At 65.8% G+C, this 14652-nt stretch carries 16 protein-coding genes; 5 read left to right on the top strand and 11 right to left on the bottom strand.

Going from position 1 to position 14652, the window contains the following annotated elements:
• Nucleotides 1-123 precede the first annotated feature (123 nt).
• A complete protein-coding gene (locus V3572_RS09010; protein WP_332110655.1) occupies nucleotides 124-990 on the top strand; it encodes a FecR family protein in 867 nt (288 codons plus the stop codon).
• A 182-nt stretch (nucleotides 991-1172) separates the two neighbouring features.
• On the opposite strand, the gene V3572_RS09005 is transcribed toward V3572_RS09010, so the two are convergent.
• From V3572_RS09005 to V3572_RS08975, 7 genes are all read right to left on the bottom strand, one after another.
• Nucleotides 1173-1445 carry a type II toxin-antitoxin system RelE family toxin gene (locus V3572_RS09005; protein ID WP_332110654.1) on the bottom strand — a complete coding sequence of 91 codons (273 nt, stop codon included), beginning with the start codon at nucleotides 1443-1445 and terminating at the stop codon, nucleotides 1173-1175.
• Nucleotides 1438-1716, bottom strand: coding sequence for a hypothetical protein (locus tag V3572_RS09000; RefSeq protein ID WP_332110653.1), 279 nt, complete (start codon nucleotides 1714-1716; stop codon nucleotides 1438-1440). Before V3572_RS09000 ends, V3572_RS09005 begins: the two co-directional genes overlap by 8 nt.
• Nucleotides 1717-1809: 93 nt before the next feature.
• Nucleotides 1810-2748: a serine O-acetyltransferase EpsC gene (gene epsC / locus V3572_RS08995; RefSeq protein ID WP_332110698.1), complete on the bottom strand. Its 939-nt coding sequence runs from the start codon at nucleotides 2746-2748 to the stop codon at nucleotides 1810-1812.
• Between the two features lie 57 nt (nucleotides 2749-2805).
• The gene (cysK, locus tag V3572_RS08990) at nucleotides 2806-3735 is read right to left on the bottom strand and encodes a cysteine synthase A (RefSeq protein ID WP_332110652.1); all 930 of its coding nucleotides are present in this window, start codon (nucleotides 3733-3735) and stop codon (nucleotides 2806-2808) included.
• Nucleotides 3736-3750: 15 nt separating this feature from the next.
• Nucleotides 3751-4935 (bottom strand): cysteine desulfurase NifS, encoded by a 1185-nt coding sequence (gene nifS, locus V3572_RS08985; RefSeq protein ID WP_332110651.1) that lies wholly within the window; start codon nucleotides 4933-4935, stop codon nucleotides 3751-3753.
• The gene (gene nifU / locus V3572_RS08980; protein WP_332110650.1) at nucleotides 4935-5789 is read right to left on the bottom strand and encodes a Fe-S cluster assembly protein NifU; all 855 of its coding nucleotides are present in this window, start codon (nucleotides 5787-5789) and stop codon (nucleotides 4935-4937) included. The genes nifS and nifU overlap by 1 nt, the downstream gene beginning before the upstream one ends.
• A 228-nt stretch (nucleotides 5790-6017) precedes the next feature.
• Complete coding sequence (locus tag V3572_RS08975) at nucleotides 6018-7754, bottom strand: hypothetical protein (protein WP_332110649.1); 1737 nt, start codon at nucleotides 7752-7754, stop codon at nucleotides 6018-6020.
• A gap of 336 nt (nucleotides 7755-8090) precedes the next feature.
• Between V3572_RS08975 and V3572_RS08970 the strand changes: the two genes are divergently transcribed.
• The 4 genes from V3572_RS08970 (at nucleotide 8091) to proC (ending at nucleotide 11069) form a co-directional block, all read left to right on the top strand.
• Entirely contained in the window at nucleotides 8091-8984 is an 894-nt protein-coding gene (locus tag V3572_RS08970; protein ID WP_332110648.1) for an ABC transporter permease, read from the top strand.
• Nucleotides 8978-9790 carry an ABC transporter ATP-binding protein gene (locus V3572_RS08965; RefSeq protein WP_332110647.1) on the top strand — a complete coding sequence of 271 codons (813 nt, stop codon included), beginning with the start codon at nucleotides 8978-8980 and terminating at the stop codon, nucleotides 9788-9790. The genes V3572_RS08970 and V3572_RS08965 overlap by 7 nt, the downstream gene beginning before the upstream one ends.
• Before the next feature lie 62 nt (nucleotides 9791-9852).
• On the top strand, nucleotides 9853-10269 hold the full coding sequence (gene ndk / locus V3572_RS08960; protein ID WP_332110646.1) for a nucleoside-diphosphate kinase: 417 nt from the start codon (nucleotides 9853-9855) through the stop codon (nucleotides 10267-10269).
• On the top strand, nucleotides 10269-11069 hold the full coding sequence (proC, locus tag V3572_RS08955) for a pyrroline-5-carboxylate reductase (RefSeq protein ID WP_332110645.1): 801 nt from the start codon (nucleotides 10269-10271) through the stop codon (nucleotides 11067-11069). Before ndk ends, proC begins: the two co-directional genes overlap by 1 nt.
• A 93-nt stretch (nucleotides 11070-11162) precedes the next feature.
• On the opposite strand, the gene V3572_RS08950 is transcribed toward proC, so the two are convergent.
• The 4 genes from V3572_RS08950 to rfbB all read right to left on the bottom strand — a co-directional run bounded on the left by V3572_RS08950 (nucleotide 11163) and on the right by rfbB (nucleotide 14564).
• The gene (locus tag V3572_RS08950) at nucleotides 11163-11369 is read right to left on the bottom strand and encodes a cold shock domain-containing protein (protein WP_163300437.1); all 207 of its coding nucleotides are present in this window, start codon (nucleotides 11367-11369) and stop codon (nucleotides 11163-11165) included.
• Nucleotides 11370-11535: 166 nt separating this feature from the next.
• Nucleotides 11536-12456 carry an adenosylcobinamide-phosphate synthase CbiB gene (cbiB, locus tag V3572_RS08945; protein WP_332110644.1) on the bottom strand — a complete coding sequence of 307 codons (921 nt, stop codon included), beginning with the start codon at nucleotides 12454-12456 and terminating at the stop codon, nucleotides 11536-11538.
• Nucleotides 12457-12672: 216 nt separating this feature from the next.
• Nucleotides 12673-13545: a dTDP-4-dehydrorhamnose reductase gene (rfbD, locus tag V3572_RS08940; protein ID WP_332110643.1), complete on the bottom strand. Its 873-nt coding sequence runs from the start codon at nucleotides 13543-13545 to the stop codon at nucleotides 12673-12675.
• Nucleotides 13542-14564 carry a dTDP-glucose 4,6-dehydratase gene (gene rfbB / locus V3572_RS08935; RefSeq protein ID WP_332110642.1) on the bottom strand — a complete coding sequence of 341 codons (1023 nt, stop codon included), beginning with the start codon at nucleotides 14562-14564 and terminating at the stop codon, nucleotides 13542-13544. The genes rfbD and rfbB overlap by 4 nt, the downstream gene beginning before the upstream one ends.
• Between the last annotated feature and the right edge of the window lie 88 nt (nucleotides 14565-14652).

Raw genomic sequence — 14652 nt, 5'->3', positions numbered from 1 at the left:
TGACTTCCCCGGCGAACCTTGTACCACAAAGAACACGCTTTCTTTGTAGCGGATCGCCGTGCGGACATGTCCGCCCGCGTACTGAAATTGCACTCTTTTTGCGGACAAGAGAGGGAACAACGCATGAAACGCCAAACTCTTTTGTGGATGACCGTCCTTCTGTGTCTGTTCGCCGCCTCGGCCCTGGCCGCAGGGGCGGACAAACCCGTGGGCTACGTGCAGGAGGCCAAGGGGGAGGCCCTAGTGGCGCGGTCCGGAAAATCCCTGCCCCTTATGGCCAAGGATCCGGTGCTCGTCGGCGACACCGTGGCCACGGCGGCCGAATCCTCGCTGCAAATCATGTTTTCCGACGGAACCATCCTGGCCATGGGACCGGAGAGCCTTTTTACCGTGGACGCCCTCGTCAACGAATGGGGCCAGGAAAAAACCCTGACCAACACGATGAAGTTCTCCTATGGGCCGGGCGTGTTCCGGGCCGTGACCGGGATCATCTCGGAGCGCAATCCGCGCGCCTTTTCCGTGGACACGCCCCTTGGGGCCATCGGCATCCGCGGCACGGAGCTTGGTTCCCTGGTGCAGACCCCGGCGGCGGTGAACGGCAAGCCCTATTCCGCCGCACTGGCCGAGGTGTTTTCGGCCGGGGCGAATGCGGCGGGGCTTATGGCCTCCCTGCGCGAGGCCGCACAGTTCGGCGTGCCAAGCGAGGCCCACGGCCACATCAGCGGTTGGGACAAACGCCCCCTGGCCTTCACGGACAAACTGGGCAAGACCGTGGACATGGCTGTAGGCCAGGGCCTGACCGTCACCCGGGAACACGGCGCCTCCGACGCCGGGCCCATGCCGGGCGCCCTGGACACGGCGGTCAAAGCCGCGCCGATCAGCCGCTCGGCCAAGGTTCCAGGGGCCTTCAAAAGCACCCTGGGCGACACCCCGGGATCAAGCAACAACGGGGGCAACAACAGCGGAGGCAGCAGCGGCGGCTGCAACTGACGCCTTCGTTTTCCTGAAATGGCGAACGGCCGTCCAGACGATGATTCCGGGCGGCCGTTTTTCTGGCGGCACGCGGTCCTTGCTCATAATCATCCGTCCCCGCCGCCCCCCACTGCGCTTGAACGGGCCTGCGGCCAGGGGTGGAGCGAAAAAGGCTTCCGCCCAGAGACATCACCGGAAAATTATTTATACACGTCCCCGCGAGGCCCAAGCCCCGCGACGACAACCACCTTGTTTTTCTGGTCCACCACGAAAAGAACGCGCCACCGGCCGACCCGAAGCCGCCATCCCTCAAAGCTTCCCTTGAGCCTGGCCACGTCCCCGGCAAACGGGTCGAACTGCATGGCCGACAGGGCATCCAGCAGCCGTTCCCGTTCCTTTCGCGGCAGCCTGGACAGGTAGCGCTTTTCCTTCTCCTGGATGATGACCGACCAGACGGCGGGGGTCTCAGTCATCGCGGTCTTCGAGGAGCTCCCGCCGCACGGCGTCCACGCACTCCCCCTGCCCGGCCCGGTACTCGGCCAGGGCCTCGGCCATCCGATTTTCCTCCTGGGGCGTCAGCGCGTCCTCGGGGTTGATCTTCGCCCACTCCCTATTCACGGCGTCCATGACGATTTCGCGGACCTTGCGCCGGGTTTCCAGCTTGAGCAGCACGACCCGCTTGTATTCTTCAGGCGTCACCCTGACGGTTATCGTCCTGGTCCGGGGTTCGACGGTTTCGCGCATAGGTTGCAACCTCCATCACGCGGCCTGCCGCGACGGCCAAATGTTCAAAAGCAGTCTTTTTATCTGCTCGATTTCACGCAAAGTCAATCGGCGCTAAATCCCCGCCCCGTATTCGAACACCCCCTCCCGGGCTCGGCCCTGGAGCACCCTGGCCCCTGGCGGCACGTCGCGGGTCAGCCACACGTTGCCGCCCACCACCGCGCCCCGGCCGATGGTCACCCGGCCAAGGATGGTGGCCCCGGAATAGATGGTCACCTCGTCCTCCACCACCGGATGGCGCGGGATGCCCTTTATGATGTTGCCCGAGGCGTCCTTGGGGAAGCTCTTGGCCCCCAGCGTCACGCCCTGGTACAGGCGCACGTTGTCGCCGATGACGCAGGTCTCGCCGATGACCGTGCCCGTGCCGTGGTCGATGAAAAACCGCCGACCGATCTCGGCCCCGGGATGGATGTCGATGCCCGTGGCCGAATGGGCCATCTCGGTGATGATGCGCGGGATAAGCTCCACCCCCAGGTGGTGCAGTTCGTGGGCCACCCGGTAGTGGGTCATGGCCGTGATGCTCGGATAGCAGAAAATCGTCTCGCCCGGGCTTCTGGCCGCCGGGTCGCCCTCGAAGGCGGCCTGCACGTCGTCGGCCAGGTACGACCGGATGCGCGGCAGGGCCGCCAGAAACCGCCCGGCCAGATTCTTGGCCCGGTCCTCGCAGGCCTGGCAGCCCTCCACCTGCTCCCGGTCGCAGAAAAAACAGTAGCCGCGCCGGATCTGGTCGGCCAGAAGCCGGGACACGGCGTCCAGGTTCGCGCCGACATGAAAGCGCATGGACTCGGGGGTGATGTCGGAGTTGCCGAAATAGCCCGGGAACAGCACGGCCCGAAGCCGCTCCATGACCTCGCGCAAGACCTTCACCGCAGGCATGGGCTGGTCATGCAGGGGCCGATGGTAGACGGTCGTGTACGAGGCCGGGTCGCACAGCCGTTCGGCCACCTCCTCCAGGCTCAGGGGCTCGGGCTCCCCGGCGTGATGGTCGGTCATCTCCACGGCCGCCGACGCATCCGGCCGCGCCAGCGGGGCGATCAGGTCCGGCATGGCCTAGTCCTCCCCCCGAAAAAGCGCCGTGCTCAGGTACCGCTCGCCCGTGTCGCAGACCACGAACACGACAAGCTTCCCGGCGTTCTCCGGACGCCGGGCCTCGGCCAGGGCCGCATGCGCGTTGGCCCCGGACGAGATGCCGCACAAAATGCCCTCGTCCCGGGCCAGGGCCCGGGCCATGGCCATGGCCTCCTCGTTTTCCACGGTGACCACGGCGTCCACCAGGTCGCGGCGGAAGTTCCCGGGCACGAATCCGGCCCCGATGCCCTGGATGGCGTGGGGACCGGGGCAGCCGCCGGACAAAACGGGCGAGGCCGCCGGTTCCACGGCCACCACCCGGATGCCCGGCTTTTTGGCGCGCAAGGCCCGGGCCACGCCGGTGACCGTGCCGCCCGTGCCCACCCCGGCCACGAAGACGCCGATGTCGCCCGCCGTATCCGCCCACAACTCCTCGGCCGTGGTCAGAAAATGGGCCTCGGGGTTGGCCGGGTTGTCGAACTGCCCCGGGGTAAACGCCCCGGGGGTGGCGGCCACGATTTCGTTCGCCTTGTCGATGGCCCCGCGCATGCCAAGCGCCGCCGGGGTGAGCACCACCCTGGCCCCGTAGGCGGCAAGCAGCATCCGCCGCTCCAGGCTCATGCTCTCGGGCATGGTCAAAACCAGGCGCAGGCCCTTCACGGCGCACACGAAGGCCAGCCCCACGCCGGTATTGCCGCTGGTGGGCTCCACGATGAGCGTATCCGGGCCGATGCGGCCATCGCGAAGGGCCGTCTCGATCATGTTCAGGGCGATGCGGTCCTTGATCGAGCCTGCGGGGTTGCGGGACTCGATCTTGGCCGCCACCGTGGCGCCCAGGCCCCTGGCCAGACGGTTCAGGCGCACCAATGGGGTGCGGCCGATCAAAGACAGCATGTCGTTATGGATGTGCATGGTCTCGTGTCCGCGTTAACAGGTACAGGACGGCTTTTCGTCGGTTGCGGCCGAAAACGGGGACATCTTCCTGAGCCGCTCGATGACCCCGGGCATCTCCCGCAGCACCGTATCGATTTCGGCATCGGTCGTATAGCGCGACAGGCTGAACCGGATGGAGCCGTGGGCGAAGGTGAACGGCACGCCCATAGCCCGCAGCACATGCGACGGCTCCAGGCTCCCCGAGGTGCAGGCCGAACCGGAACTGGCGCAGATGCCGAAGGTGTCCAAAAGGAGCAGGATGGCCTCGCCCTCCACGTACTTGAAGGCGATGCTGGTGGTGTTGGGCAGGCGGCTTGCCGGGTCGCCGTTGACGATGCTGTCCGGGATGGCGGCCACAAGGCCCGCCTCCAGGCGGTCGCGCAGGGCTTTGACGCGGGTGTTCTCGTCCTCGATCCCGGCCACGGCCAGCTCCATGGCCCGGCCCAGGGCCACGATGCCCGGGGTGTTCTCGGTGCCCGCCCGGCGGCCGCGCTCCTGGTGCCCGCCGATGAGAAACGGCCGAAACGGCGTGCCCCGGCGCACGTAGAGCGCGCCTACGCCCTTGGGCGCGTGCAGCTTGTGGCCCGAGAGCGTCAGATAGTCCACGGGCATGTCCGTGAGCGATAGGGGAATTTTGCCCACGGCCTGCACCGCGTCGGTATGGATGGCGATGCCGCGCTCCCGGACCATGGCCGCGATTTCCGGAATGGGGAAGACCACCCCGGTCTCGTTGTTGGCGTACATGATCGACACCAGGGCCGTGTCCTTGCGAAGCGACGCCCGCAGTTCGTCCAGGTCCAGGCGGCCCGCGGCGTCCACGCCCAGGTAGGTGACGGCGACGCCCTGGGTTTCCAGATGCTTGGCCAGGCTTAGGACCGCCGGATGCTCCACCCTGGTGGTGACCATGTGCCGCTTTTCGGGGTTGGCCCGCAGGGCCGAGAGGATGGCCGTGTTGTCGCCCTCGCTGCCGCAGGAGGTGAAGATGATCTCCTCCGGACGACAGGACAGGGCCTCGGCCGTGCGCGCCCTGGCCTTTTTCACCAGGGCGCCCACGGAGCCGCCGAAGGAGTGCATGCTGGAGGGGTTGCCGTAGTGGTCGCGAAGCACGGGAAGCATCTCCTCCAGCACCTCGGGGGCGACCATCGTGGTGGCGTTGTTATCCAGGTAGATGGGCTGCATCAGCGGGCCTCCTTGACGGTGATCTCCGGGTCCACGGTTTCCCGCAGCCTGCGTTCCACGAAATCGGCCAGGGTCAGCTTGCTCGACGGACAGCCCACGCAGGCCCCGCGCAGCGACACGAGCACCACGCGGCCCTCGATGTCCACAAGCTCCAGGTCGCCGCCGTCGTTTTTGAGCGCCGGACGGATCTCCTCGTCGATAACCTTGGTGACCAGGCGCATGCGCTCCAGGTTGGTCAGGGGCTTTTTCCCCTCGCCCCCGGCCTTGGCGGGCGCGGCCCCGGGCGCGACCCCCGAAAGCTCCTCGGCTAGAATCTGGCCGATGCGTTCATGACAGTCGCCGCAGCCGCCCCCGGCCTTGGTGAAGTCCGTGACCTCCTCAAGCGTGGTCAGGCCGTTTTCCCGGATGGCCCGGCGGATCTGCACGTCGGTGACGCCGAAACACTTGCAGACCAGCTCCCCTTCGGGTTCGTGGGCCACAGCGGCCTCGCCCGCGTAACTTTTCAGCGCCGCGTCCAGGGCCTCCTGGCCCATGACCGAACAGTGCATCTTTTCCTTGGGCAGCCCGCCCAGGGCGTTGGCGATGTCCTTGTTGGAGATCTTTTTGGCTTCCTCGAGCGTCTTCCCCTTGAGCATCTCGGTCAACACCGAGCTTGAGGCGATGGCGCTGGCGCAGCCGAAGGTCTGAAACGTGGCGTCGGTGATGACGCCCGCGTCACTTATCTTGAGAAAAAGCTTCAGGGCGTCGCCGCAGGCCAGACTGCCCACCTCGCCCACGGCGTCAGCGTCGTCCATGGTCCCGGCGTTTCGGGGGTTTAAAAAATGGTCCCGGACCTTGTCGGTGTATTCCCACATAGGGCGCTCCTTGTTCGCTTTACCCGGCCCCGGGCGCGCCCCTTTTCGGACACCTCGGCGCGGGTGCGGTTTTCTCCATTCGATGCAGATAATACAGCCTGCCGCGAAGGGGAATGCCCGGAGTCAAAAATATTCCATACTTTTTTACAATGAAAATACTCCACAGCGCCGCCGCCAAGCGCGACCCTGCCACAGTCCGGGCAGGATCGCGCCGGGCGCGGCAGGGCGTCAGGCCAGACCGTTGGCCTGCAACGCCTTACGGATGTACGCCGCCAGATCCCTGGCCATTCCAGGCGCCTTCCAGTTCACCACCCGCCTGATCAGCCATCTGGCGAACCCCTGGTCCATCCCGGCCGCGTACGTCGCGGCCAGGGCCTTGATCCGCCTTTGGATGGGGGCTTCCAGGGAGGCGATGTCCGCCGCCTCCATCAGAATGTCCTGCCTGGGAATCATCTGTTCTTCCGTTGTCTTGAGCCCCCCGCACAGGGGGATGATGGGCAACACGGGCAGGCCCTTGCTGTCCGTGTACGGGGATTTGTTCAAATACTTGTAGTTCCCGAAGACGGGATTTTTTTGCACCGCCTGTATGTTGTGCTGCGTACCCAGGGGCAGCACAAAATGGTCCTGCAGGAATCTCTGGCAGTTGCGGCGGCCGAGTTGGAAGTCGTAATTCCGGAACTTCCGGGACAAAAAGCCGCCGAACCCGCCCAGGCTGGCGGCGGCCATGGCCGGCCAGTTCCCCCCGGCATCCCCTGCGCTCGGGGTCAGGAGAAAACGGCTGTAGGTGTTCTCGTTCAAGGCCAGGGCGATCTCCTCCGGCTTGAACCGGGCCTGGGCCTTGAGGGCGGAGAACATCCACTTGGCCGCCTGCACGATGTCGGCCTCCAGATAGGTCTGCCGCGTGGCCTTCCAGTCCCACTCCGCCTCCGGGAAGGGGTCCACCATGAGCACGGCCCGGCGCACCTCGTCCAGGGTGCGAGGATTGGAGCAGTCGCCCCCGGCCAGGGCCTTGCGGGCCAGTTCGAAAGGCTCGTTGTTCATGAGCCCGCCGTCAACAGCCATGAAGTCCCACTCGGGTTCGGGCGCCACGCCGAGGCCCTCCCAGTCGGGGGTGATGGGGACGACATCGAACTTCACCTTTTTCTTGCCCGGTTCCGGACATTCCACCTCGCGGGGGATGTCCCAGGTGCGCTTGCCGTAGGGGGCCATGGGCAGGGTCATGACCTGGGGGGCCAATCCCACGGGGAAGGCCCCGGTGGCCAGGGCCGCCTTCCGGAAAATGTCCCAATGGGGCCCACGCCGCGCGGCGGCGTTGAGGAAGAGAGCCTCCCCAAGCGGCTCGGCGGGAGGCGTGGTCCCCAGGACGAAGCGGACAGAGTCCTGGTGTTGCACCTGCTCGTGGCCCGACGTGGACCCGCCCTTAAAACCCACCGTGTAGGGTACGCCGCGCAGGTTGGCGATGGTCAGAAAGATATCAAGGTGCTCGTCCACATAGGGGCGGTTGATGCCGGTTGTCTGCCTGCGGGCTGGCCCGAAGGCATAGTCGGCGATGCCGTCAAGGACCGTGGAATCCAGAAGTGACACGACCTTCTTCCCCGGCCCAAGATCCAGGACGCCCAAAAAATGACTGATGTCGATGCGATTCACCCAGCAGTCGTAGAGCTTGTTGTTGGGCGGCGCGGGCTGGCCGGTCGCCAGTCCGGTCACCGGCAAAAACCCTTCGTGCAGCGACGCGGCCAGGACGGCGGCGGTCATGCCCCCGGCAGAAGCCCCGGATAACACCCGAAGCCGGGTCGTGTGCTTCGGGATCGTGTCGTCCCCGGGGTTTGTCGTCTTGGCCTTCTCCCATTCGTCGAGGGCCTGAATCAAAAAATCGACGACCCCGGCCGTATATGCGCCTCCAGATATTGCCCCGGCCATGGCCAGTCCGATCTCGAAAACTCCGGATGCTTCTGCTTCGCTCATGGCGTTTCCCCCGTGTTTGCCGTTTCCCTGCGCCGCATCACCGACGTCGGCCGCGTTGCCCGAAATGGCGACATCATATCCTTTATCTTCTTTTTACCAGATAAAGGATATCACGCAAGAGCGACAATGACCCACCCCTTGCTGTCCATGCCTTTTCTTCACTCACGAGGGGGGCGCCCCGGGGGGATGGTCTGTCCGGCCAGGCCTGCGCCGAAGCCGGAGGCACGCAGCGCAATCCCTCGCCACGCGCCCTTGCCGATTCCCGCGATTCGCGGTAAGGCCGCTGCCTGCGCCGGGAGAAAAACCCTGCCCGGCCTGTGTGGAAAACACCCCGACATGACCTACTATGCCTTCATTGGAGCCGTGGAGCAGGGATTCGTCTATGGGCTGATGGTCCTTGGCGTGTACCTGACCTTTCGGGTGCTCGACTTTCCCGACCTGACCGTGGACGGCAGCCTGCCGCTCGGCGCGGCCGTCTCCTCGGTGGCCGTCACCGCCGGGGTCAACCCCTACCTGTCCCTGGCGTTCGCCTTTATGGCCGGGTTTGCGGCCGGGGCCGTGACCGGCCTGCTCAACGCCAAATGCAAGATCCTGCACCTTTTGGCCAGCATTCTGACCATGATCGCCCTGTATTCCATCAATATCCGGATCATGGGCCGCCCCAACCTGACGCTTCTGGGCAAGCCCACGGTCCTTTCCGCCCTCACGGGACTGGGCGTTCCGGCCCACGCCGCCGGTCCCCTGCTCTACGGCGGCCTGTCCGTCCTGGCCGCCGTCGCCCTGGTGTGGTACCTGTCCACGGAATTCGGCCAGGCCACCCTGGCCACGGGCGACAATCCGCGCATGATCACGGCCCTTGGGGTCAACACCCAGGTGACCGTCATCCTGGGAGTTGGGCTCTCCAACGCCCTGACCGCCGTGTCCGGGGCGCTCGTCGCCCAGAACCAGGGCGCGGCGGACGTGAACATGGGGGTGGGAACCATCGTGGCCGGGCTGGCCTCGGTGATCATCGGCGAGACGCTTTTGGGCAGGGGCGGGCTGGCCCGGACCATCGCCGCCGCCCTGGCCGGGTCCGTGGCCTACCGGCTGGCCATCGCCCTGGCCCTGGACCTGCGCATCGGCAGCCTGGCCGTGACCCCGAGCGACTTAAACCTGATCACCGCCCTGGTGGTGGTCGCGGCCCTGACGCTGCCCACCCTGCGCGCCAGGCTGGCGGGACGGCGATGCTGACGCTCACCGGCATCTCCAAGACCTTTTTCCGGGGCGGCGCCAACGAAGTCGCAGCCCTCGACGGCATTTCCCTGGACATCGAAGAGGGGGACTTCCTCACGGTCATCGGGTCCAACGGCGCGGGCAAGTCAAGCCTGCTCAACTGCCTGGCCGGATGCTTTTTCCCCGACGCCGGACGCATCGTCCTGGACGGCAGGGACATCACCACCCTGCCCGAATACGCCCGGGCCGCGTTTCTGGGCCGGGTGTTCCAAGACCCCCTTTTGGGCACCAGCGCCTCGCTTTCCATCGAGCAGAACCTGGCCCTGGCGAGTCTTCGCGGCCAGCGCCGGGGGCTTGCCCCCGGGGTCAAGGCCCGGGACCGGGAGAGGTTCCGGCGGGCCCTGGCCCGCCTGTCGCTGGGCCTGGAGAACCGTATGCAGGCCGGGGTGCGGCTTCTGTCCGGCGGCCAGCGCCAGGCCCTGACCATGCTCATGGCCACCCTGGCCGAACCCCGGGTGCTGCTTCTCGACGAGCACACGGCCGCGCTCGACCCCAAGACCGCAGCCCACATCCTGGATCTGACCGAGCGCATCGTGGCTGAAAAGCGGCTGACCACGCTGATGGTCACCCACAACATGCACCAGGCCATCCGCCTGGGCAACCGGCTGGTCATGATGCACCGGGGCAGGGTCATTTTGGATGTGCGAGGCGAGGAAAAACAGAGTCTTACCGTCGAGGATCTGCTGCGCCGCTTCCATTCCCTGCGCGACGGGGACGGCGAGGCGGCGGACGACGCCATGTCCGACAAGATGCTTCTGGCCTGACGCGCCGTTTCCGGCGTCCGGCCATCGCCAACGAACCATATAAGCCCAAGGAGTCATGCCGCATGGAACGCACCCTCTCGATCATCAAACCCGACGCCGTGTCCCGCAACCTGGCCGGGGCCATCCTGAACATGATCCAGGACAGCGGCCTCACGGTCGTGGCCATGAAGATGATCCACATGTCCAAGGCCCAGGCCGAGGGATTCTACCACGTTCACAAGGCCCGGCCCTTTTTCGCGGACCTGACGGCGTTTATGTGCTCCGGGCCGGTCGTGGTCTCCATCCTGGAAGGCGACGACGCCATCGCCCGCTACCGCACGCTGATGGGCGCCACCAACCCGGCCAACGCCGAGGAAGGCACCATCCGCAAGCGCTACGCCCTGGATATCGAGAAAAATTCCGTGCACGGCTCCGACGCGCCGGAGACCGCCGCCTTCGAGACCGCCTATTTCTTCTCCAACCTGGAGATCGTGGGCTGATGGCCCCCGTCGTCGGCTTCATCGGCACGGGCAACATGGGCGCGGCCATCATCCGGGGGCTTTCCCCCCTGGGGAAGGCGGATCTGCTCGGCTTCGACCTCAACGCCGCAAAGCTGGCCGAACTGGCGGCGGAAACAGGCATGGCCGTGGCCAAAAGCCCTCTGGACGTGGCCACGGGCGCGGACTACGTGGTTCTGTGCGTCAAGCCCCAGCACATGCGCGAGGTGCTGGAAGCCCTGCGCCCGGCCCTGGCCAAGGGAAAGTGCCTGGTGTCCATCGCCGCAGGCATCACCCAGGAAAAGCTGGCCGCCTGGTCCGGCGGACGCTGCCCGGTGGTGCGCATCATGCCCAACACCCCGGCCCTGGTCGGGGCCGGCTCCTATGCCGTGTGCCTGGACGATGCGAAGCTTGCCGAGGCGCAAAAAAGCCTGGTGCTCGAACTCTTTTCGGCCATCGGCAAGACCTTCCCCCTGCCCGAAAAGGACTTCGACGCCTTCACCGCCCTGTCGGGAAGCGGCCCGGCCTACGTGATGTACTTCATGGAGGCGCTGATCGAGTCCGGGGTGTACGTGGGCCTGTCCCGGGCCCTGTCCACGGACATCGTCATGGAGCTTCTGCGCGGCTCGGTGAAGATGGGCATCGAGAGCGGGCAGCATGCGAGCCTGCTTCGGGAAATGGTCACCTCCCCGGCCGGAACCACCATCGAGGCCCTGTTGCACCTGGACCGCTCCGCCGTGCGCGCGGCCATCATCGAGGCCGTGGCCATGGCCCGGGACCGCAGCATTGAGCTTGGGCGGTAGCCGCCGCCTCCCCCCTTTGCGTCCAAAAAAAGAAAAATCCCCCGCCGGCCCTCACCAGCGGGGGATTTCCCTTAGCAAATACCTGGCTCGGGACTAGTTGCCCCGGACCACGTTGGAGGCTTTGGGTCCGCGTTCGCCCTCAACGATCTCGAACGCGACGACTTCGCCCTCTCGCAGCGTCCGGAACCCCTCGCCCTGGATCGCCGAGTAGTGGACGAACACGTCATCTTCACCCTCGCGCATGATGAAACCGTAGCCCTTCTTGTCGCTGAACCATTTCACATTGCCCTCGAAACTCATGAGTAAGGCCCTCCTTAAGAAATAGACATGATTTCCCCATATCCCTTCCACGCGGATATGGTCAACGATTTTCTCTTTTGCTGAGTGAATTCTGATTTCCAAACAATACGAGCGGGATACGCGAAGACTTCAGCCTGCATGGGGACGGCCGCACGGCCAAAAATCGTTATATCAAAAAAAACATAAGCATCCCGGCCACGGCAAGTCCCGTCCCGGCCCGGGACACCACACGCACCAAAAGCCGCAGATGCGGCCCGTCCCACTGGCCGTCCGGACCAAGGCGCGGCTTGTCCACGGCCTGGCCGAAATAGACCGCCGCCCCTCCCATGCCCGCGCCGCACACCCAGGCTGCGGCGGCCATGGGCCAACCGGCGTTGGGGCTGGCCATGGTCCCGGCGTCGCGGCGAATACGGGACCAGACGCCGACCGGCCGACGACGCATCGCCCACCCGCCGCCCACCAGGGCCAGGGCCGACAACCGGGCCGGGACAAAGGCCAGGGCATCGTCGGCCCGGGCGCAAAACCATCCCAGCTCCCGATAGTGCGGCGTGCGGTAGCCCCACATGGAGTCCATGGTGCTGACGGCCTTGTAGGCCCACAGAAGGGCCGGGCCGCCCAGAACCAAATAAAACAGGGGGGCCACGAATCCGTCGTTGAAGTTTTCGCTGACAGTCTCGGCCAGGGCCCGGCGCACGGCCAAGGCGTCCATGCGGGCCGTGTCCCGGCTGACCAGCCCGGCCAGGGCCCGCCGCGCCCCGGGCAGATCGCCCGCCTCAAGCAGGTGCAAAACGGCCCGGGCCTCGCGCAAAAGGCTGCCCAGGGCCAGCCCGGCAAAGGCGAAATACACGGCGAAAAGCCCGCCCGCCCCGGGCAGGGAGACGCACAGATCCACCACCAGGGCGCAGGCCAAGGCCAGGGCCAGGGTCACGGCCACGCCGTATAGACGGCGTGGGAAGGGCGAGACCGGGGCGGCGCGCTCCAGTCGCCTCAGCCCGGCCCCGATCAGCCGCACGGGATGCGGCCAGCCGGGCGGATCGCCGAGAATGCGGTCCAGTATCGCGGCGACGACGAAAAGCGCCGGGTTCATATCCGCTCCCTCATGGCTTGGACAGGATCGAGACGGCAGGCAGGGCGACGGCAAGCTTGCAGGGGCGGTCCCGGCGCAGCCCCCAGGCCCCCAGCCTCACAGGCTTACAGACTCCCGGTCTTCCAGTCCCATGGTTCAGGCCGGACGACCGCCGCACCATCACCGGGCACGGGCCGAACAAATGGCCCCATCCATGAAAGGGCAGGGCTTCGGGGCCTATTCGCCTTCGGTCGGCAGCCCGTAGACGTATTCCCGCAAGGCCTGGACCCAGGGCCGGGGGGAATATCCGACAACCTGGGCGAACTTCCCGGTGTCCAGCACGGAATAGGCCGGGCGTTTGGCCTTTTGGGGATAGTCGGCCGAGGTGATGGGCAGCACCTCACAGTTGATTCCGGCCGTGGATACCGCCTCGGAGGCCAGTTCGCACCAACTGGCCCGGCCGGAGTTGACCAGGTGGAAAAGGCCCGTCCCCCCGGCGTCGAGCAGGGCTGTGGTGTTGGCCGCCAGATCCAGCGTAAAGGTGGGGGAGCCGACCTGGTCATGGACCACCTTGAGCACGTCGCGGGTCTTGGCAAGTCCCAGGATTTTCTCCACGAAGTTGGTCTTGCCGGGGCCAAAAAGCCAGGCCGTGCGCAGGATGAGATATCGTTCCAGGCCCGTTTCCAAAATGGCCCGTTCCCCGGCCAGCTTGGTCTTGCCGTAAACGCTTTGGGGGGACACGGGATCGGTCTCCAGATAGGGCGAGGTCTTTTTGCCGTCAAAGACGAAATCCGTGGAATACTGCACAAGCCCGGCGCCCGTCTCCAGACAGATGCGGGCCAGATTTCCGGGCAGGACGCGGTTGAGACGCGCCGCCTCGTCGGGTTCGTCCTCGGCCTTGTCCACGGCGGTATAGGCCACGGTGTTGACGATCCAGTCGGCCGCAAACTCGGCCACGGCGGCGCGCACGGCGGCGCGGTCGAAAGGATCGAGGGTGGCCCGGGTGGTGGGCAGCACCGCATGGCCGACATGGCGCAGGGCCTGGGTCAGGGGAACCCCCAAAAGGCCGGTGACGCCGCCGAGCACGATGATTTTTTTGTGTCCGCTCATATGCGCTCCCCGTACCAGGCGGTCATGAACCGGGTGTAGGCGCCGCTTTTGACGTCCTCCATCCAGGCCGCGTGGCCTTCGTACCAGGCCAGGGTTTCGGCCATGCCGCGCATGAAATCATAGGCCGGGGCAAAGCCGAGTTCGCTGTGGGCCAGGCTGAAGTCCATGGCGTAGCGACGGTCGTGGCCGGGGCGGTCGGTGACGTACCTGATGAGGCTGTCGGGCTTGCCCAGGGCGGACAGGATGGTCTTCACCACCTCGAGGTTGGGCTTTTCCGCGTTTCCGCCGAAGTTGTAGACCCCGCCGGGACGGCCCTTGAGCAGGGCCAGCTCCACCCCCCGGCAGTGGTCCAGGACGTAGATCCAGTCCCGCACGTTTAGGCCGTCGCCGTAGACCGGAAGCGGCTCGTCGTTTTTGGCCCGGGAGATCATCAGCGGAATGAGTTTTTCCGGGAACTGGTAGGGACCGTAGTTGTTGGAGCAGCGGGTGATGACCGTGTCGTAGCCGTAGGTTTCGTGGCAGGCCCGGACCAGCATGTCCGCTGCGGCTTTGGAGGCGGAATAGGGGCTGTTGGGGGCCAGGGGCGTTTGCTCGCTGAATTTTCCGTCGGGCCCGAGCGTGCCGTAAACCTCGTCGGTGGAGACATGCACGAAGCGCGGCACGCCCACGGCCCGGGCCGTCTCCAAAAGGATCTGGGTTCCCACGATGTTGGTCTGGATAAACGGCGAGGCGTCGTGGATGGAGCGGTCCACATGGGTCTCGGCCGCGAAGTTGACCACGGCGTCGATCTTGTGGGTGGTCAACAGATGGGCGGCCAGTTCGGCGTTGCCGATGTCCCCCCGGACGAAGAAATAGCGCGTACCGCCATAGGCCTTTTCCACCCCGGCCATGTTGGCCGGGTTCCCGGCGTAGGTCAGCTTGTCCAGGTTGACGATGACCATGTCCGGGTGGGCGCCCAACATGTGGATGATGAAATTGGAGCCGATAAAGCCGCATCCGCCGGTGACCAATATGCGCATATCTCCGCCTTTTTTCTACGTTTTCTTGTCGATTGGGTGGCCTTTGCGCCACGCTCGCTTACGGGGCGTCACAAAATCCTTGCCTCGG

It is taken from the genome of Desulfolutivibrio sp. (assembly GCF_036584575.1).
Classification (GTDB): domain Bacteria; phylum Desulfobacterota; class Desulfovibrionia; order Desulfovibrionales; family Desulfovibrionaceae; genus Desulfolutivibrio.
This window is presented reverse-complemented; position numbering and strand designations above follow the sequence as displayed.

Excerpts from the sequence above, each read along its gene's own strand:
- V3572_RS09010 (WP_332110655.1), top strand. The coding sequence starts at position 124 with ATGAAACGCCAAACTCTTTTGTGGATGACCGTCCTTCTGTGTCTGTTC.
- V3572_RS09005 (WP_332110654.1), bottom strand. The coding sequence starts at position 1,445 with ATGACTGAGACCCCCGCCGTCTGGTCGGTCATCATCCAGGAGAAGGAA.
- V3572_RS09000 (WP_332110653.1), bottom strand. The coding sequence starts at position 1,716 with ATGCGCGAAACCGTCGAACCCCGGACCAGGACGATAACCGTCAGGGTG.
- epsC (WP_332110698.1), bottom strand. The coding sequence starts at position 2,748 with ATGACCGACCATCACGCCGGGGAGCCCGAGCCCCTGAGCCTGGAGGAG.
- cysK (WP_332110652.1), bottom strand. The coding sequence starts at position 3,735 with ATGCACATCCATAACGACATGCTGTCTTTGATCGGCCGCACCCCATTG.
- nifS (WP_332110651.1), bottom strand. The coding sequence starts at position 4,935 with ATGCAGCCCATCTACCTGGATAACAACGCCACCACGATGGTCGCCCCC.
- nifU (WP_332110650.1), bottom strand. The coding sequence starts at position 5,789 with ATGTGGGAATACACCGACAAGGTCCGGGACCATTTTTTAAACCCCCGA.
- V3572_RS08975 (WP_332110649.1), bottom strand. The coding sequence starts at position 7,754 with ATGAGCGAAGCAGAAGCATCCGGAGTTTTCGAGATCGGACTGGCCATG.
- V3572_RS08970 (WP_332110648.1), top strand. The coding sequence starts at position 8,091 with ATGACCTACTATGCCTTCATTGGAGCCGTGGAGCAGGGATTCGTCTAT.
- V3572_RS08965 (WP_332110647.1), top strand. The coding sequence starts at position 8,978 with ATGCTGACGCTCACCGGCATCTCCAAGACCTTTTTCCGGGGCGGCGCC.
- ndk (WP_332110646.1), top strand. The coding sequence starts at position 9,853 with ATGGAACGCACCCTCTCGATCATCAAACCCGACGCCGTGTCCCGCAAC.
- proC (WP_332110645.1), top strand. The coding sequence starts at position 10,269 with ATGGCCCCCGTCGTCGGCTTCATCGGCACGGGCAACATGGGCGCGGCC.
- V3572_RS08950 (WP_163300437.1), bottom strand. The coding sequence starts at position 11,369 with ATGAGTTTCGAGGGCAATGTGAAATGGTTCAGCGACAAGAAGGGCTAC.
- cbiB (WP_332110644.1), bottom strand. The coding sequence starts at position 12,456 with ATGAACCCGGCGCTTTTCGTCGTCGCCGCGATACTGGACCGCATTCTC.
- rfbD (WP_332110643.1), bottom strand. The coding sequence starts at position 13,545 with ATGAGCGGACACAAAAAAATCATCGTGCTCGGCGGCGTCACCGGCCTT.
- rfbB (WP_332110642.1), bottom strand. The coding sequence starts at position 14,564 with ATGCGCATATTGGTCACCGGCGGATGCGGCTTTATCGGCTCCAATTTC.